Source organism: Enterococcus sp. DIV0774 (genome assembly GCF_050539095.1).
Taxonomy (GTDB): domain Bacteria; phylum Bacillota; class Bacilli; order Lactobacillales; family Enterococcaceae; genus Enterococcus; species Enterococcus faecalis.
In genome coordinates this window covers 964,871-983,305 of the sequence record NZ_CP172923.1, presented here as the reverse complement: position 1 = coordinate 983,305, position 18,435 = coordinate 964,871, and the positions used below count along the sequence as shown (strand labels likewise).

Genomic DNA, 18,435 nt, shown 5'->3' with positions numbered 1-18,435 from the left:
TCTCTTACTTAAGTTTGTCTCTGTTTTCTGCCATTTTCTCAGATTTTATTTTTTCAATTGCATCCCATTTATTTGATTTTAAGAATGCTTTGTAGTCTTCTAAAGATTTGTCAAAGGCTTTATCATCTTTCGCACGAATCATTGAAATAACGGTTGTATTTAGTTTGGTTTCAATCGCTTCATTCGCCCGAGCTTCCGGCGTTCCTGCATCTGGATTAATATTTTCAATTACGAAATGTGGGACTAATTTTCCTTTGCCCCATTCTTGCATTTGCGTTAAAGCACTTTCCATTGGCACTTTTAGTTTATTGACACGGTCATTGTTAAAGTATAGGAAACGACTAATGCCATATTTTTTGTTGTAGGCATCATTGTCTGTTTGTTCTAATTTTTTCACTTCTGGTAAATAATCAATTTTTCCTTGATCATTGTACGCATAAGTAACTCCTTCAACGCCATATTTTGTTAAAATTTGTCCCGGTTCATCAATTAAATATGTGAACAGTTGAGTGACTTTCGCTGGATCTTTCGCATCTTTCGTAATGTAATTACTTAACCAACCTGAAATGCCGGTTTGATTTAATGTTGGTTTTCGGCCAGAAGTGCTACTTGGTCCATCAATGGCTATATAACGTGTGCCAGATTTTTTCATAAATTCTGTGAAGTTCCCACCTTGACCGCTGGTTCCAGCAACGAGCATGGTTGCATAATTTCCTTGTTTCACTTTTTCATCAAACGTCGCTCCATCATCTGTGAAGCTATCATCACTAATATTGCCTGCTCGGTAAACATCATTAAATGTTTTTAACCATTCTAAGTATTCTTTATCTAAATTTCGATCATAGTATTTACCATTTTTATCCTCTAAAGGAACACCTAAGAAGTCTTGTAATTTGTCTAAAAATGGTCCTGCACCATCGCCCACTGTGGTGAAGCCCATTGGGGTCATCTCAGGATATTTTTCTTTAATCTGTTGCATGACTTTTTCAAAATTTTCTGGTGTTGAAACGTCTGGCTTGCCTAATGCATTATAGACATCTTCACGTATAACAAAATTATCATTTACTGGGATATTTCCACTTTCATAATCCGCTTTTGTATTAGAGTAATTAGGGTAACCATATGTTTTTCCATCCTCTAAGGCATACCATTTAAACGTATCTTGGTTAACAACTTTCATTAAATAGGGGTCATATTTTTTAGCTAAATCGTTTAAAGAATAGGCCCAAGAATCTGCTTTCAATGCTGCTTGTCCAGTTTTTTCAGTTAATGTCACAATATCAGGCATATCTCCACTTGAAATCATGGCATTTAATTTTGAATCATCGCCGGAAATAAATTCAATATCCACATTTAAATCTTTTTTAATCTGCGCAGTGGTCACATCTTTTCCAAAAGGCAATGCCGTCCAATCTGAGTTAATATACCATTTAATCTTGGTCGGTTCTTTCTTCTTATCTAACTTCCAAGCAGGCGTCTTTTCATCTAATTCATACCGATCCTTAATTGAGACATCTGAGCTAGCTTTCTTTTCCCCTCCGCTACAGGCCGCTAAACTAACGACCGCCGTTGCCACCAATAAACCGCCTAAAACTTTTTTCATATTGTTCCCTACTTTCTTTATTCTTTTACTGCACCGGCCATCATACCGCCGATAAAGTGTTTTTGTAGTAATGGATAAATGATTAAAATTGGTATCGTTGTAATGACAATTGTTGCCAGCTGAACACCACGTGTCGTTGCCTGCACCACCATATCTGTACTGCCGCTCTCTGTCATGGTACTCAAGTTTGATTGAACAATAATTTCATAAATTTTCATCTGCAATGGATACAAATATTCTTTGGTAATGTATAATTTCGTGGTCATAAAGTCATTCCATTGACCAACCCCATTAAATAAAATAATGGTGGCTAATGCCGGTTTTGTTAAAGGTAAAAAGATTTTATAAAAAATTTGAAACTCACTGGCGCCGTCTATTTTGGCGGATTCTTCTAAAGATGGTGGAATTTCTCGGAAAAAGTTCATTAAGATAACTACATCATAATAGCTAAATAAAGCTGGAATGATATATACCCAGAAGGTATCTAAGAGTCCTAATGACTTAATCAAAAGATACGTGGGAATCATGCCCCCACCAAAGTACATTGTAATGACACCCATCGTTGTATAAATATTACGCCCGACTAGTCTAGATTTACTAAGTCCATAGGCGACAATCGCACAGAACAGTGTATGCGTCGACGCACCAATAACTGTTTTTAAAACAGAAATCAAAAACGCTCGCGGAATGCTACTATCCGAAAAAACTTTCCGATAATTTTCTAGCGTAAATCCTTTCGGCCATAAAACCAAGCCTTTACCGGCTAAACCCGAACTTGACGAAACTGAGGAAACTAAAATATTCCAAATTGGCACGATAATTAATAAAGAAAACAACACAAGAATTAACGTATTGAAAAAGTAAAACCATTTGTTTTCTTTTGATTTTCTTTTAATCACAGCTGTTGCCTCCTTTATAAAATAACCGACCGACCATTGTTCATTTTTCTAGTAATGCGATCTGTAATGACTAATAAAACAATTGAAATAACAGAAATCCCTAAACCAACTGCCGTCGCATAAGAAAAGTCCCCTTGCGTTAGCCCCATACGATAAACAAATGAATTAATTACTTCTGATTTGTTTTGGTTTTGAGCATTCATTAAAACCAACGTTTGATCTAAGTTCGATCCCAATAAACCGCTAACATTTAGAATTAAGTTCAACGAAATAATCGGTGCTAATAAGGGCAAAGTAATCGTTCGGATTTGTGTTAATTTTGAAGCACCATCAATTCTCGCCGCTTCATAAAACGTTGGATCAATACGAGACATGCCAGCAAGATAGAGAATCGTGCCCCAACCTACTTCTTTCCACAAATCAGAAAGAACAGCAATCCACCAATACTTATCAGGATCTAACAAATGATTGACGCCCTGATTCATTAAGCCTAACGACATCATGACTTGGTTGATAAAGCCATTTGTTGAAAGCCACGAAATCAACATCCCGCCTAAAACGATCCAAGAAAAAAAGTGCGGAATATAAGAAATTGTCTGAATCACTTTTTTTAAATGTCCATCTCTCATTTCAAAAATCATTACTGCTAAGATAATCGGAATAGCGAATCCTAAAAAAAGTTTCATTAAACTAATCGCTAAGGTATTACGAACTGCTTCCCAAAAAAAACTATCTTCCATAATGATTCGAAAATTTTCAAGTCCAACCCATGGTGCAGAAGAAACCGTATCAACAATCGTATAATTTTTAAAAGCAATGATAATTCCATAAATTGGAATGTAGTTAAAGACAATCATGAATGCTACACCCGGAAGTACCATCCAATGCAATTGCCGCTGATCATAAAACTTTTTTAGTTTTTTCATAAGCAGGGTTCCTTTCTTTTTAGTGAAACGTTTCTACAAACAGATTATACATTCACTTCAAACGGTTGTAAACCCTTACATTATGGTTTCATTTAAAAATAACAGCATTAAAAAGCGCTATAGACCATTTACAAAGAAATTATTTCCCCTACTTCTTTTTCCATAAAAATACTCTTTTCTAGATATTTTAAAGCATTTTATAGAAACGTTTCACCAAAATATGAACATCTTTTTCTTAAAAATAATTCTGTTAAATAACAGAAAAAAGTCTGGTCGGATTGACCAGACTTTTTAAATATAGATAGTAAAATGTGTAATTTCAGGGATCACCCCAAAACGGGCATGAATGGCGGTCGTTCCTAGGCCTGTATTAACATATAGTTGCGTTTCTTGGTCCAACTGATACAATCCTCTGGTATACTTTTCTGCTAAAACATTTGTGATTGGATAAAAAGGAATCCAAATTTGTCCGCCATGGCTATGTCCTGCTAAAACTAACTGTGTACCCGTACCAACAAATGCATCCGCGACATCTGGTTCATGGGTCATTAATAACGCATAGTCATACGTTTCTCGATAGGATAATGTTTCTGAAACGGAAGGATTTCCTAATAACGAGTCATCTAAACCACCAATAAAAAGACGGCGTCCATCTGCTAAGGTTACTGTTTCTCCTTGGTTTTTCATAACGGTAAAGCCACTGGCCTCCATGACTTCATCATACACCGCAGAAGCACCGCCACCGTAATCATGATTTCCCCAAACTGCATATTTTCCAATTGTCGCTTGCAACTGTTTTAATTTTTCAATCATCGGTTCTTTTTGTTGCGGATTTTTGGCATAATTGTCAAATAAATCACCTGTAAAAACGATAATATCTGGTTTTTCACGATTGACTTTTTTTATGACTTTATCTAACCGCTTCGTCTCATAAAATTCTGAAACTTGTATATCCGAAAGTTGCACAACATTTAATGGTTCTCGTTGATTTTTCTTTCCCAAAGTCACCTGATTAACGTGAACTAAATTCGGCTCAATCTTCCACGCATAGATTGGGAGTGCGATAATTAAGAAAAAAAATAAGAGCATTATACTTAAACCAATTTTTTTAACCACATCACTCGCTCCTTTCTTTTCTCTGATTTCCGAAGACTTAGTATAGAGAAAAATCTTCTTAACCACAATCTAAAACAAAGGAAATTAAGGCTTTGTTAAACAACCTAAAGAATTTCCACAATCTCTTATCCTTTTCTTAGCTTTTTTATAAAAAAAGCTAGATAATTTCATCTGTCGATGAAATTATCTAGCTAGAACATTCTTCTCTTAATGATGATGTTTTCGAAACGTTTGATAACCAATTAAGCAAAATAAAATCCCCAATAAAATCATTCCAGTTACTGAAAATAAGCCTGCTAACATCTTTCGCATCCTCTCTGTTGCTAAACTTCCTTATTTATAGTCACTATTTCTTGTTGTAAAATTGGTTGAAATAGACGACGTTCTGCTAATTTTCTTGCTAAAATTGCTTCACTTTTTTCCGTAAAGATACCTAAGTTATGGCGCTTGCCTTTCAAAGAGATATAAGCCAGCCATTTCCCAGAAGCGGTCTGGCTCACCCCTTTGTGTCCACTGCTATTATTTTTGGGGCGTTTACTTTGTAACTTCCCTGGAATTACGCCAGCAACTCTTTGTCGGTAATCCTTCTTTTTACGATGACCGCAACTTTTGGTATGGCCATTCAACAAATTTTCACAGCGAACCCAGCAAGCTTGTCCGCACGAACACAGACAATACGCTTTCATTGTCTGTTGAATACTTTCGATCCGTACCACGACTAATTCATGATAGTTTTTTTTCAACATTGTTTGATAGCGATGGTGCGCACATTTCGTTCGATACCCACGAATTAGTTGTCTTCTTGAAGCTTCTGCATAGCTCCCACAAGAACAGCGACAGGCCCAAACAATCAGCCCTTCTTTTCTTTTTGCCGTTGGTGCTACTACTGTCAACTCACCAAACTTTTGACCAGTTAAGTCTTTATAGTTAACTGCTTGTCTCAATTGACTATCCTTCGTATTCTTGTTCTCGCCACATCTCGATTGGGTCTCTCTCATAGTGCTCATTTTTCTGAGTCTCTCCCTTTCTTAGTTCTCTGACTACCTCAGCAAATACTTGCCAATCTTTTGTTTCCGGCAAATGACGCCATGTCAATTGACGACACCGTACTTTCGAACTATAAAAATCGGACAAATACAAATCGGTTTCTAAGGTTAATTTGTGATCAATCATAACATCCATATAATTGAAAGAAGCAATAATTTTTGCAATAAAGCGGTTATAATCCTCCCCACCAGAAAAATCAACAAATACATGAATCGTTTTTTCAATTGCGCAAAAAGAACGATCATTTAACAAACAAAACATAAAATCATAGTATAGATGCACGCGTTCATACATTAAAAATCGTTTTTGATGCAGCGACTCTGTCTTTTGTATAAAACCATCTAAGGCGCGATGAATTTGAGGAAACCGCTCTTCAAAGAAACTGCTCTGCTTGGCGGGAATAAATGCAGCCACTGAAAAGTATAGGCGGTCCCAGCGATAACAAATCAACTTTAATTTTTCTTTTGTTTCCACCGTAATTCGCTTTTCAAAGAAAGGAATAACACTATTCATATGATCAATAAATTCGTCTAACATGGTTAACTTATCTGGAAAAACAATCGGACTATCAATGTATTCATTTAAACTTAAAAAAAGAAAAATATATGAAGTCTCTTTGCCAAAATCCTCTTTAAAAAGAGGGGTTTCGCTTGTATAAATTTTTTCAAACGCATGCTGTAAACAGCTAGGCACATGAACTTCCGTAAAAGAGTCCACTACATGATCAGAAAACACACGAAAACGTTGGATCGTTAAAAGAATAAATAGTTGTGCGCTTTGATTAAGACTAAACGTTCTTTGATACATCAGTTGTAAATCGTTTATAAATCGTTTAATGCCAGGACTATTTTCCAGCAAAATGTTAGGCAGCCTTTCTTGATTACTTCCATAAAAATAATACAAGCATTGAAAACAAAAACTTCGGATATTTTTCTCTTCTCCAACCAAGCCTGTTGACTTTAATTTAATACGCCAATTAGCTAAAATCAGATTTAGTTTATACGAGAAGGCATAAATTTTGCTTTTGCTCATAAAATGAATTTGAGAAAATTCTTGAATCGTGTGCTTTTGATAGAGGCCCACATCAAGAAGCAACTTGGCCATTAGTGATTGATCAAAATAATATTTTCTTAAGGCTTGATAATCAATTTGCGATAATTTTTGCGCACTAATCAGTCCTTTAGCTGGAAAAAGAATTTGACTCCTTGAAGAAATCTGTGTACATTCATAATTTATTTGACGGCACAACGATTCTAACTTTTGAGTGGATAAATCAAAATATCCATAAAATTCTTCTTTTAATAATGGACCTTCACTATTCATAAAAGTTTGATAAATAAGTAATTTATCTCGGAATTCTTGGTCTAATAATTCATCTAACAAAGTAGTCACATTTTCAACTCCAAACTATCACGCCTTAAGTATCTATTTTTTTAACAAGACGTGAGTGTCAATCTTGCTTATTTTTTCCACAAATTTAAAAATGATTCTTTCGATATTTAGGAATCTTCATAGAAAAGTATTATTTTAACCAAAAAAAGCCCCCTTGCGTCACCAAGGAGGCTTTTTTTGTTATTTTTTTACTTTAAATTTAAAGAAAAGCTGATTTGTTTGACTAATTTTCTGTTTCTTTTCTAGCCTATTCGTCAAAAATGATTGAAACTTTTGGTTCGTCTTCTATACTATCTTCCTATAAAGTTCTTACTCTTTTAAGTATCAGCTTCTGTCAATAAAAGTCCTCATTTGGCATTGCTAATCTGAATACAGTATGACTACTTGTTGCCGCTATTTTTTACTGTTATTTTACTCTTTAATTGAAGCGCTAGAAACGCTGTCAACTGTTGGCTTTTCGGTCGCTGACTCTTCTTCATGGACTGATGCACTTGAGACACTATCTGCCGTTTCTGGCGCTTCTTTTTTGGAGGCACCACTGACGGCATCGACGTTTTTTCCACCGACTAATTCTTGCCCAGTTTGTTTTAAATACCAATCAACAATTGGTTTAAAGTCTAAAATATACTCATTAATTCCCGCGTAATTTCCATTATCATCATACATCGCTTGATAGTTATGCACTACATAGGTATCTGGTCCGTGCATTGGAACATGAACGCGAATAGCATCTGTTTTTCCTGACCGTAATTGTTGAATCACCCATTCTACATTTTTCAATGCTTTTGGTGGATGGCAATTCGCTAATGGATTACCAACTTGTCCTGGTTGCCGTTTAGCAAACATTTCTTCAGCAGCCATTTTTTTATTGTAATATAAAAATTGATTATTACTGTCTGCGTAAGTCAATTCCATTGGCATTGATTTTAAGAAATAATTTAGCTGATCTACGGTTAAAATGCCTCGATCTAATTTTACGTATGTGTCGCCTTCCACAGCCTGAACCGCTTCTGCTGCTTGTTCTACCCAATCATCTGCTGCCATATCAACCCCTTCGATCGTTGTTTCAATGGTTCCTTTTGCATGTAAATCTTCAGGTAAGTCTTTTGGCTTAGCCCCTTCTAATTTTGAAATCACATCAATGAATTCCACGAATTTTTGTAATGTGCTTTCTAAAAATTGACGTGTTCCCTCCGCAATTAAGTTGCCGTTTTCATCAAATGCTTCTTTCGCTTTTCCTAATAAAAACTCGTTTCCAGGCATCACGATTGCATTGACACCAGGTGCATCAAGAATTTGACGGAGATGTAATTGCGCACGTGAGGTTCCTTGATCATAATAAGAGCAACCAACAATCATTACTGGTTTATTTTCCAGCGGATGAATTTTGAAAGATAACCATTCTAACACACTTTTCAAACCGGCAGGAATGGTATGGTTATGTTCGGGCGTCGCAATAATTACGCCGTCTGCTTGTAAAATTTTGCGATTCATATTCTGAATCAAGACACTGTTCGTTTGATCCTTACTTTGATTAAACATTGGAATATCTTTAATTTCTAAAATTTCCAAGTCGAACATTTTATAAAACTCTTTGCCAATATATTGCAGTAGTAACCGATTATAAGAAGAATCAGCGTTTGATCCGACGATCCCAATTAATTTCATTTTATTCACTCCATTTCGTTAAATCGTTTCCCATGAGAAATTTTCTGCTTCTTTTTTGTTTTGCGCATGCGCATGTTTCAGCTGTTCTGTAATTTCAATAAATACACAAAAATCTGCAAACAAACCAGCTAGTTTATCTATTTGTTCTGAATCTTTTAACGCATTGTTTTCATCAAAAGCTTGTAAGGAATGCGCTAATAGAAATTCAGAGCTTGGCATAATTCGTGCTTTCAATTCAGGAGCATCTAAAATTTGACGTAGATGCGCTTGTGCTCTAGAGGAACCTAACGTGCCATAGGATGCACCAGTAATCATAACTGGTTTATCAACAAACGGAAAAATCCCGTAAGATAACCAACTTAGGGCATTCATCAAAGAAGCCGGCACCGCATGGTCATATTCAGGCGTACTGATAATGACGCCATCTGCTGCTTCAATTTTTTCAGCAACCGTTTTAACTATTTCTGGCAAAGCTTTGTCTTCTGGCTTGTTAAACATAGGAAAGTCAACAATTTCAACTAGTTCAATGTCAGCCTCCTGCGCAAAATAGTGTTGCATAAATTGCAAAAGTTGACGATTGGTTGATTGCTCTGAGTTCGTTCCTACTAAGCCGATAATTTTTTTCATAATGAGCTGTCCTTTCTTTTTCGGTTCTATGAATGGATAATGTGAAGAGTATCTGCTAACCCGCTGCTATATAAAATTTGCTGGTCTTGTGTAATAATGACTCCTTCAATTCCATCTAGTTGATTGAGGATTTCAAGCGCTGCTGGAATTGGATAACCAAATAAACGCGTTGTCCAAATCTCACCATCCACTGAAGCATCCGAGATAATTGTGAGGCTGGCCATTTCAGTTTCCAATGGGTAACCGGTTGTCGGATCCAACAGATGGTGATAGACTCGCCCAGCTTCGGTTAAACTTCTTTCATAAATGCCCGACGTCACAACCGATTGATTAGCCACTTCGACAAGTAAGCTGATTGTTTCTCTGGATTCTTGCGGATTGCGAATACCAATTCGCCATTTTTTGTTTTGATGCGTAGAGGGCCCCAACGTCACAATATTGCCGCCCAGATTAATCAAAGCAGACGTCACATGGACTTCTTTCAAATAGGCAATTAGTAAATCAGCGATATAGCCTTTTGCTAAAGCCCCCAGATCTAATTTCATTCCTTCTTCTTCCAAAAAAACCGTTTGTTTTAATGGATTTAAGTGAATCTTTTCTGGATTAATTTTTTTCAAACAGGCTTTAATTTCCTCTTCTGACGGGACACGGGCGTCTTTAAAACCGATTCGCCATGTTTGAACTAACGGGCCAATGGTAACATTCAAATGACTAGCTGGATCACAACTATGTTTTTTCCCTAATGCAATTAATTGATACAACTCTGGATGAACGCTGACTGGTTTTTGCCCAGCTTGTTGATTGACAGCCATCAGTTCCGAAGTTGAATCATTTGCACTAAAGCGTTGCTCATAAGTGATCAATCGTTGATGCACTTCTTCTAGAATTTTTTCAGGTTCTTCATGGTCTACAAATACATCTATTACTGTGCCCATCAAATAAATAGTTTGACTTTGTTGCACCTCAAGACTTCCTCTCCACGAAAGATTGTGTTTTATTTCACATTTATTCACAAATGAATCATACGCCTTTATTTGATGCCAGTCAAGTCGTTTATATATTTTTTTATATAAAATAACGACCTTAAAATTTTCATTTAAGGTCGTAACTTGTCTTGAACTCTTTTAAAAAACGCTTTTTTTATTATATTTTGAAAATAAATATATAATTTTCTATATAAACTAATTATTCTTAGATAAAATTGTTTCTTTCAATGTTTGAATTGCTTCCAACAAGATGCGGTTTTTATTGATTTTTGCATACGCGCGGGCATCTTGTAGTAGTTCTAAAATTTGCTCTTGCGGCTTTTCTTCAGCTAAGGCATTTTTCGCAAGCTGGAAAGCTGCTCTTGCCAAGTAATACGTGACGTGATTATCAGAACAGATGGAAATCGCATACTCTAACAAAGCATCACTTGTTTCTAAATCGCCTTTTTCTGCATAAAAAACACCACAGTGAAAGACAACATTTAATACTCGCCAAGTATCTTCCATTGATTGAATAGTATAAAGATAAATTTCCTTGAAGACCTTATTGAAATAAAATTCGGCTTTCTCAATTTCGCCTTCTTTGGCATAGGCCATGCCAATTCCAGTAAAAGCTAACAAACGGTAAATATCGCTCGTGTATTTTTGCTCTTCAAACAGAAGTTTTTCAAAGGTAAATAAGCAATCCATCAACGAAGCATTTTGAAAAATCATGACAAAGCCTTGTAAATAATAATATTCTAATAACAGTTGGGAATCTTTGATTTCATCAAAAGGAATATTTTTTAAAATTGTTTGCAATTGGTCATGTTCGCTGGTAATCAAGAAGAATTCTGCTTCTTCCATTTTTTCAAGAATTTCAGGTTGTTTAATTCCTACACGCGGGAAGAGTTCCCCCAAAGGTAGCTCTAAACGATTACATAGTTGGATCAATATTTTTAAAGTCGGGACTTGACCATTCTTTTCAAAGCGACTAACCGTAACTTGCGTACAAATCCCTTTAGCCAATTCACTTTGCGACAAACCACGTGCTTTGCGTTTTTCTATAAACCGTTGTATATTCATTGCTTTTCCTCTCATTCTCATCTTCTCAAACTTACTATAATACAACTTACCTTAAAAATATATATAGAAAAAGAAAAATGTTTATAACAAAAAAGAACACAGACAACTCTTTCATTAAAAGTTTGTCTGCGCTCTATTAGAACCTAAATCACTAAACGTCAATTCAGCGTTATTTAATCAATCCGATACGTCCTACTTGCTCTGTTTAGAGAGCAGCTCTTTTTTTAGCTTCTTTCACAAACGTATTCATGGCCTGATATAATTTTTCCTTGATTTCTTTGAGATTAGCTTGTTGTAATTCTTTATTGGCAACTAACTGTTGACCGTTCACCCAAACAGCTTCAACATTGCTAGCATTTGCTGAATAAACCAACGCTGAATAGGCATCAAAAATCGGAAACATATTAACTGATTGCGTTTCAATTAATGCTATATCCGCTTTTTTGCCCACTTCCAATGAGCCGACTTGCTCCGCCAAGCCTAACGTTTTAGCGCCCCCCATCGTTGCCAGATAAACAATTTCTTTCGCAGGAAACAAGGAGCGATCTTGGTGTGCTGTCTTATGAAAATTCGCAACCATGCGCATTTGGGTGAATAAATCTAATGTATTCCCACTACTAGGTCCATCCGTGCCTAAACCGACAATAATCCCTTGATCAAGCATTTGCTTAATCGGCGCTACGCCTTTGGCTGATTTAGTATTCGCACCGATACAATGAGCGACACGCGCTTTTCCATTAGTAGCAGCTAAACTCGCAAGATCTTCATCTGTTGCCAAAATACAATGCGCTAAAATAAACGGCTCGCTCAAATAACCCAGTTCTTCTAAGAAAGCAATTGGTGTTTTTTGATAGGCTTTTTCAAACTCAGCCATTTCATAAGTCATTTCAGCAACGTGCATGGTCACAGGAACTTGGTATCGCCGACTAAGTTCAATAATTTTTGCCAACACTTCTGGTGAGTTGGTATTCGGTGCATGTGGCGCAAGTATAGGCGTAATCAACGGATGGCCTTGCCACTTGCGAATAAAGGTTTCCGCGTAAAAAAGACCGCCTGAAGGCTCCGGACTATCACAAGTGGGCATATCAATGATCGTCTCTCCGAGCAAAGCACGAACACTCATTTTTTCACAACTTTTAGCAATTTCATCTTCAAAATAATACATATCACAAAAGCTCGTAATACCACTCAGTAACATTTCAGCAATTGCATAATCACTACTGCATCCTACTAATTCTTTTGTCATGAATTGTTCTAATGGAAAAAGAAAACGCCGGAGTCGATCTGGCACATCGTCCCCTAACGAACGAAACGGAATCATGCCTACATGGGTATGGGTGTTAATCATCCCAGGTATTAAAATTCCATTTTGACCATCGATTACTTGATTTGCAGCCATTCGCTTTTCATCAAGTGTGGTCATTGGTGCTAATTCCACAATTGTGTCTTCTTCAATCACTAAATAGCCGGCTTTGATTTCTGAAAATTGCTCATCCATTGTTAGTATATGCACATTTTTAATGAGTGTTTTCATGCAAAAGAACTCCATCCTCTGGAAAAACTAATGGATAGAAACGTTGTGACTTCGTATCCATCATCCCAAAATCTGTCACTTTAATGGCTGGCGAGACAGGCAATGATAGTGTGGAAAAGGACATGATTTCATTCATATTTTGATAGCCTAACGCTTGCATAGCTTGTCGAACTTTTTGTAAAGAAGCGCCTAATTGTTCAATCGGTGCTTGCGATAAAATCCCACCAATTGGTAAAGGACAAGTTGCCATCACTTGCTGATCCGAAGCAACCAAATAGCCGCCTTGCATCGCTAATAATTCATTCTGCGCTAACAGAATATCCTCAATCGTATTACCCATCACCATTAAATTATGATGATCATGGGCCCAGGTTGTCGCAATGGCTCCTTTCTCGGAAAGAGGTTGATCCATTAAAGAAAAAGAAATATTACCATTTTTTCCGTAACGTTCCATCACAATTAATAAGGCGCAGTTGGCTTTTTGCCATTGCAACAATCCATTTTCAACAGGAATTTCTTTTGTAATTCGTTCTGTAAATGTGCCAATTTCTTGTTTTTGAATCACATTACAACAAACTGTTTCTTTTGTTGTAGCCACCTTTAAAAGTAAATCTTCTTCTGTTAACTTTTTACATTGGATGGTTTGTTGGTAAGCGGCTGGAAACTCTTCGATTTTTTCTGGATAATGGAAGGGCTCGCCTTTTTCAAAAACGACCTTTCCAGATTTATAAACCGTATTAATATCAAAACTTTCTAAGTCATTTAATAACAAAAAGTCAGCTTTTTTACCAGGTGCAATTTCGCCACGATCATGGAGACCCATTCGTTTGGCCGGCGTATAAGTTGCCATATAAATGGCTTTTTCGATAGGCAATCCTGCATGAACGGCTTTTTTGACATTTTCATTTAGATGACCTTTTAGCAAATCATCAGCCATCACGTCATCCGTGATAATACTTGCATAATTGTAGAAGTCATTGTCTACTATCACCTGAATGTTTTCAGGAGTGATTGATTTATTTTGAAATTGAATAAAGACGCCCGCTTCAATTTTTTCTTTTAACGTTTTAGGAAATTGATGGGTATGATCTGAAGTGATACCACTATATAGAAAATCTGCTAACTCTTGATCTTCGATTTTAGGACAGTGGCCTTCTAAAGGCATGGTTGGTCGTTGTTTTTGGCACAAATCGATAATTTGACGAATTAAAGAATCTGGCTCATAGGAAATCCCTTTAAAATTCATGGCTTCCCCTAAACAAATCACTTTTGGTTCTTTGAGTAATTCTGCTACTTCTGCTAAGCCGATAATCCCACCAGTTGTTTCTAATTCGGGAGTGGTCGAAGGAACCGAAGAAGGAATTGCGTGAAAGATATCTAGTTCTGTTTCAGCGGCCATAAAAGCTTTTAAGCCTTCTAAGCCAAATACATTAGCCATTTCATGGGCATCGGCAATCACCGTTGTCACACCGTAACGCACTACTGCTTTGGAAAAAATAGTAGGTGTCGTCATGGAACTTTCAATATGCATGTGTGCATCAATTAAGCCGGGAATCATCCATTGATTCTCGGCATTAATTGTTTTTTGGGGCTGCAAATTGACGTTCTCTTCTTCATAAATGTAATAAAATTTATCATTTTTAATCGCAACATTTCGTTGAACGAATGTTTGAGTGACTGTTTGATACAGCCACACATTTTTTAGTAATACATCGACGTTCATTTTGTCCCTCTTTTCTAAAACTATTGATTCATCGTCCGGTTCCATTGATCAATCCAATCCGCTAGTTGACTATTAATAAAATTAAAATCGACTGTTTTGGCACGTTCGGCAATGGCACCATATGTTTTATTTTTCGCTTCTTTTTCGCTTAGCGTTACTTGTTGATTTGTAGGTCCTTCATTTAATGAAATCGCTTTGGCCTTTTGTGATTCTTCACTAATCCGTGCATTAACAAATTTAAAGGCGGTTTCTTTGTTTTGTGCTTTTTTAGGAATATTGACTGTATTATAGTTGGCATACGTGCCGCTTTCTGGAACGACATACGTCACGTTTTCTGCTGCGCCTTGAATAATATCAACCGCAAAATCAGCAACCACAGCTGCTTCAATTTCACCAGATTGGAACATATTAGCTAAGTCTGACGATTTTGAATACGTTTTAACAACGTTTGGTTTTAATTCTTTCATCGCTTCAAAAGCGGCCTTCCCGTTATCTTTTGTAATATCTTGACCAGCATGTTCACTGGCAACGTATAACATTAAAGGACCTGCCGTCGTGGCAACATCTGGAACAGAAATTTTACCTTTCAAATCAGCTGACCATAAGTCATCCCAGTTTTTAATTTCTTTGCCTAATTTTTCTTTGTTGTAAACAATCCCGATACTGTTTACAGCGATTGGTACGCCAGCACCACTTTCAAAAACCTCTTTTGCTCCCGGCGTTAACTGACTTAAATTAGGTACTTCTTTTTCTGTAATTTTTTCAAATAACCCTTCTTTTCCACCTTGTGCTGCATTTGCTTGTGCTAATTCAATGACATCAATTCCCGCATTGGGATTATTTTTTAATTTCGTAAAGCGGTCTGCGCTATTGCCTACTTCTAAGGTAACTTTCGCTTCATTCTCTTTTTCAAACGGAGCGATAATGTCTTTTTTGACAATATCTTCACTTAATCCGAAAGTTGAAACGACTAAAGCATTACTTCCACCTTTGCTCTCGCTTTTCGTAGTTGCTTCGCTGTTTCCACAAGCAGTCATTAATAACGTTGCAGCGACTAATGTCCCTAAAATTACGCGTTTTTTCATTTTTAAATCTTCCTCCAAAATGGTTTTTATTTTTCTAAAATAACTAATTTCTCAGCTGGAAAAGCCAAGTGAATGGTTTCGTTTGTTTCATATAACTGTTCACTTGTTCCATTAACCAGCAATGTACCTAACGCTGTTTCCACTTCATATTGATAGCTTTTCCCTAAAAATGTTCGGACAGCGACAGTACCTGCGACAGTATTAGTAGCAGCTTCTGAAACAATCTCAATGTCCTCTGGACGAATCGTTGCCACTGTCGTTGTAACATTTGGTTCAGGATTAGTCGTTTTCACTATTTGATTTGTTTGTGTCCGATAATGACCAGCTTCCATTTTTTCGACAGAGAAAAAGTTTTCAAAACCGATAAATTCAGCGACAAATTTAGTACGAGGCAAACGATAAATCGTTTCTGGTGAATCATATTGTTCAATCACGCCATTATTCATAATGGCCACTTTATCTGAAATAGAAAAACATTCTTCTTGGTCATGTGTGACAAAAACTGTCGTAATGCCTAATTGTTGTTGAATCCGTTTGATTTCAATCCGCATTGCCACTCGTAATTTTGCATCTAAATTACTCAACGGTTCATCCAGTAGTAATAGTTTAGGTTCGATAATCAGAGCACGTGCTAGCGCAACCCGCTGTCTTTGACCACCAGATAATTGTTTTGGATAACGGTCGCCCAAGCTTTCTAAACCACATACTTTTAGCATTTCCGTGACTTTTTGGTCCATGGTTTGTTTGCTTTCTTTGCGTAATTTCAGCCCAAAAGCGACATTTTCTGCAATCGTTAAATGGGGAAATAACGCATAGCTTTGAAAAACCATCCCGAAGTTTCTTTTATGGACAGGAACCTTTGTTAGTTCTTCTTGGTCAACGAAAAACTGTCCGTCGTTTGGCTTAATTAATCCAGCAATCACTCTTAGCGTAGTCGTTTTACCACAACCACTCGGTCCTAATAAAGAAACTAACTCTCCTTTTTCCATTGAAATATTTAAATCTTTTAAAATATCTTGTTTTCCGTCATAGCTGACGCGAATATCTTTTAAATCCACAAAAGTCAAAATTTTCTCCTCTTTCTATCTCGTGCTTCTTCCATGTTTTAGGCAATGGAAGCTAGTCCCAACGTTTTTTCAATTAAAAACATTAAGCCCATTGTTAGTAGCATCAACAATACAGAAATTGCTGAAACAGTTGGATCATAATTGTATTCCATATAACTTAATAAAGAAGTAGGCAGCATCGTCACACCGGGACCTGATAAAAACATCGATACAGGAACATTGTTAAACGAATTGACAAATGCTAACATAAAGGCTGCAAAAATTCCCGAAGACACATTGGGTAAAACAATTTGAATGAAAGCTCGCAATCTTGTACAACCTAATGTCCAAGCTACTTCTTCCATTGAATAATCTAGTTGTTCCATACTTGACCCAACCACTCGAATAATATAAGGCAAACTAATTAAAAAATGCCCCATTAACAATCCTTGAAAGACAGGCAAACCTAATTTAATAACAATATATTGAAATAACGTATACCCGACCACAATTCCTGGAATCACAGTTGGGGATAAGAAAAAGCTTTTAATAAAGTTGCGCCCACGAACGGAATAACGTGCCAGCGCATAGGAAGCCGGAATCCCTACTATTAATGCTAAAACAGTCGCTAATACCCCAATCAACAAGCTTAACTTAAAACTGTCCATAAACGTTTCCGATTGTAAGGCTTTGGCGTACCAATCTAAAGTAAAGCCTTTAATCGGAAATTGAATCGCTGCGGCTGTTCCAAAAGAAGTCACCACAATCAAACATAATGGTAAAAATAAAAACAGAAAAACTAGAATTGCAATAACAGATAGTCCTTTTTGCTTACGCATGATTTGCTTCTCTCCGATCTACTTTCTTAGCGACCATGTCTAGGCCTTTCATCACAATTAATGTCGTTAAAATCATAATAAATGCAAGAACACTCGCCGATTGCCAATCACCTAAAGTATTAGCCTTTTGATATAAGAAGGTCGACATCATCATTTTTTGGTTACCACCTAACAGCTGTGGCGTCGTATAAGCCGTTAAAGTTCCTGTAAACACTAATATACTTCCTACAATGGTGCCTGGAATTGATAAAGGTAAAACAATTTTCCGAAAAGCCGTCATTGGATTGGCACCTAGCGTCTCAGCCGCTTCTAGCATTTCTCCTTCAATGTTTTCCATAACCCCAACTAAGGTCATAATCATTGTCGGTAAAAATAAATACACTGAACCGATAATAATTGCAAATTCTGTATACAATAAATTCAGCGGTTGCTCAATTAAGCCCGTTTTTAATAACAACGTATTCACTACACCGTTTTTTCCTAAAATGTTAATCCAAGCAAAACTTCGAATAACTGAGTTGGTTAATAGTGGAAACAAGGTCATAGCCATTAAAAAGCCACGCCATTTTTTGGAAACTCCAGCAATAAAGTATGCCGTTGGAATGCCCAACACAATTGAAATACCCGTCACTATTAACGAAACTCTTATCGTTCGCCAGAAAATTGAAACATTATAGTCATCTTTAAAAAAAGTAACATACTGATTTAGTGTCAAGCCATGATCAGTAAAAATGGTTGGCAAAATGCTAGTAATTAATGGAATCATTAAGAAAAATAATAATAGTACTAGCCCCGGTGCCACAATTAAATAAGGAACTTTCTTGTTCATTCGTACACTCCTCGTTCGTTTTTTCACTTCATCAGTATACGCAAGGAAAA

The 18,435-nt window shown here is 36.6% G+C and carries 16 protein-coding genes; all 16 read right to left on the bottom strand.

The window, feature by feature from the left end; all coding sequences use genetic code 11:
- Positions 1 to 4: 4 nt before the first annotated feature.
- Positions 5 to 1,603, bottom strand: a complete 1,599-nt coding sequence (locus IGL86_RS04860; RefSeq protein ID WP_002357899.1) for an ABC transporter substrate-binding protein — start codon at positions 1,601 to 1,603, stop codon at positions 5 to 7.
- Positions 1,604 to 1,620: 17 nt separating this feature from the next.
- Entirely contained in the window at positions 1,621 to 2,502 is an 882-nt protein-coding gene (locus IGL86_RS04855; protein WP_002357901.1) for a carbohydrate ABC transporter permease, read from the bottom strand.
- 14 nt (positions 2,503 to 2,516) lie between these two features.
- Positions 2,517 to 3,428, bottom strand: a complete 912-nt coding sequence (locus tag IGL86_RS04850; protein ID WP_002382199.1) for an ABC transporter permease — start codon at positions 3,426 to 3,428, stop codon at positions 2,517 to 2,519.
- A gap of 291 nt (positions 3,429 to 3,719) precedes the next feature.
- A complete protein-coding gene (locus IGL86_RS04845) occupies positions 3,720 to 4,610 on the bottom strand; it encodes a metallophosphoesterase (RefSeq protein ID WP_016617220.1) in 891 nt (296 codons plus the stop codon).
- Positions 4,611 to 4,867: 257 nt separating this feature from the next.
- Positions 4,868 to 5,542 (bottom strand): AP2 domain-containing protein, encoded by a 675-nt coding sequence (locus tag IGL86_RS04840; protein ID WP_033625356.1) that lies wholly within the window; start codon positions 5,540 to 5,542, stop codon positions 4,868 to 4,870.
- Complete coding sequence (locus IGL86_RS04835) at positions 5,493 to 6,983, bottom strand: helix-turn-helix domain-containing protein (RefSeq protein WP_002361663.1); 1,491 nt, start codon at positions 6,981 to 6,983, stop codon at positions 5,493 to 5,495. Before IGL86_RS04835 ends, IGL86_RS04840 begins: the two co-directional genes overlap by 50 nt.
- A gap of 411 nt (positions 6,984 to 7,394) precedes the next feature.
- A complete protein-coding gene (locus IGL86_RS04830; protein ID WP_002360528.1) occupies positions 7,395 to 8,651 on the bottom strand; it encodes an NADPH-dependent oxidoreductase in 1,257 nt (418 codons plus the stop codon).
- 18 nt (positions 8,652 to 8,669) lie between these two features.
- Positions 8,670 to 9,278, bottom strand: a complete 609-nt coding sequence (locus IGL86_RS04825) for an NADPH-dependent FMN reductase (protein WP_002363762.1) — start codon at positions 9,276 to 9,278, stop codon at positions 8,670 to 8,672.
- 26 nt (positions 9,279 to 9,304) lie between these two features.
- On the bottom strand, positions 9,305 to 10,240 hold the full coding sequence (locus tag IGL86_RS04820) for an FAD:protein FMN transferase (RefSeq protein ID WP_010716952.1): 936 nt from the start codon (positions 10,238 to 10,240) through the stop codon (positions 9,305 to 9,307).
- Positions 10,241 to 10,459: 219 nt separating this feature from the next.
- A complete protein-coding gene (locus IGL86_RS04815) occupies positions 10,460 to 11,350 on the bottom strand; it encodes a helix-turn-helix domain-containing protein (protein ID WP_002382193.1) in 891 nt (296 codons plus the stop codon).
- 184 nt (positions 11,351 to 11,534) lie between these two features.
- Positions 11,535 to 12,863 carry an amidohydrolase gene (locus IGL86_RS04810; RefSeq protein ID WP_010823603.1) on the bottom strand — a complete coding sequence of 443 codons (1,329 nt, stop codon included), beginning with the start codon at positions 12,861 to 12,863 and terminating at the stop codon, positions 11,535 to 11,537.
- On the bottom strand, positions 12,847 to 14,631 hold the full coding sequence (locus IGL86_RS04805) for an adenine deaminase (RefSeq protein WP_033625357.1): 1,785 nt from the start codon (positions 14,629 to 14,631) through the stop codon (positions 12,847 to 12,849). Before IGL86_RS04805 ends, IGL86_RS04810 begins: the two co-directional genes overlap by 17 nt.
- Entirely contained in the window at positions 14,607 to 15,671 is a 1,065-nt protein-coding gene (locus IGL86_RS04800) for an ABC transporter substrate-binding protein (RefSeq protein ID WP_002357914.1), read from the bottom strand. Before IGL86_RS04800 ends, IGL86_RS04805 begins: the two co-directional genes overlap by 25 nt.
- Before the next feature lie 26 nt (positions 15,672 to 15,697).
- Positions 15,698 to 16,738 carry an ABC transporter ATP-binding protein gene (locus IGL86_RS04795; protein WP_002384674.1) on the bottom strand — a complete coding sequence of 347 codons (1,041 nt, stop codon included), beginning with the start codon at positions 16,736 to 16,738 and terminating at the stop codon, positions 15,698 to 15,700.
- Between the two features lie 38 nt (positions 16,739 to 16,776).
- Positions 16,777 to 17,556, bottom strand: a complete 780-nt coding sequence (locus tag IGL86_RS04790; protein ID WP_002357916.1) for an ABC transporter permease — start codon at positions 17,554 to 17,556, stop codon at positions 16,777 to 16,779.
- A complete protein-coding gene (locus tag IGL86_RS04785) occupies positions 17,549 to 18,385 on the bottom strand; it encodes an ABC transporter permease (protein ID WP_002382189.1) in 837 nt (278 codons plus the stop codon). The genes IGL86_RS04790 and IGL86_RS04785 overlap by 8 nt, the downstream gene beginning before the upstream one ends.
- Positions 18,386 to 18,435: the final 50 nt, after the last annotated feature.

Bases quoted from the DNA above. Each gene is read 5' to 3' on its own strand.
- IGL86_RS04860 (WP_002357899.1), bottom strand. From the start codon at position 1,603: ATGAAAAAAGTTTTAGGCGGTTTATTGGTGGCAACGGCGGTCGTTAGT.
- IGL86_RS04850 (WP_002382199.1), bottom strand. From the start codon at position 3,428: ATGAAAAAACTAAAAAAGTTTTATGATCAGCGGCAATTGCATTGGATG.
- IGL86_RS04840 (WP_033625356.1), bottom strand. From the start codon at position 5,542: ATGAGAGAGACCCAATCGAGATGTGGCGAGAACAAGAATACGAAGGAT.
- IGL86_RS04830 (WP_002360528.1), bottom strand. From the start codon at position 8,651: ATGAAATTAATTGGGATCGTCGGATCAAACGCTGATTCTTCTTATAAT.
- IGL86_RS04825 (WP_002363762.1), bottom strand. From the start codon at position 9,278: ATGAAAAAAATTATCGGCTTAGTAGGAACGAACTCAGAGCAATCAACC.
- IGL86_RS04815 (WP_002382193.1), bottom strand. From the start codon at position 11,350: ATGAGAATGAGAGGAAAAGCAATGAATATACAACGGTTTATAGAAAAA.
- IGL86_RS04810 (WP_010823603.1), bottom strand. From the start codon at position 12,863: ATGAAAACACTCATTAAAAATGTGCATATACTAACAATGGATGAGCAA.
- IGL86_RS04805 (WP_033625357.1), bottom strand. From the start codon at position 14,631: ATGGAACCGGACGATGAATCAATAGTTTTAGAAAAGAGGGACAAAATG.
- IGL86_RS04800 (WP_002357914.1), bottom strand. From the start codon at position 15,671: ATGAAAAAACGCGTAATTTTAGGGACATTAGTCGCTGCAACGTTATTA.
- IGL86_RS04790 (WP_002357916.1), bottom strand. From the start codon at position 17,556: ATGCGTAAGCAAAAAGGACTATCTGTTATTGCAATTCTAGTTTTTCTG.
- IGL86_RS04785 (WP_002382189.1), bottom strand. From the start codon at position 18,385: ATGAACAAGAAAGTTCCTTATTTAATTGTGGCACCGGGGCTAGTACTA.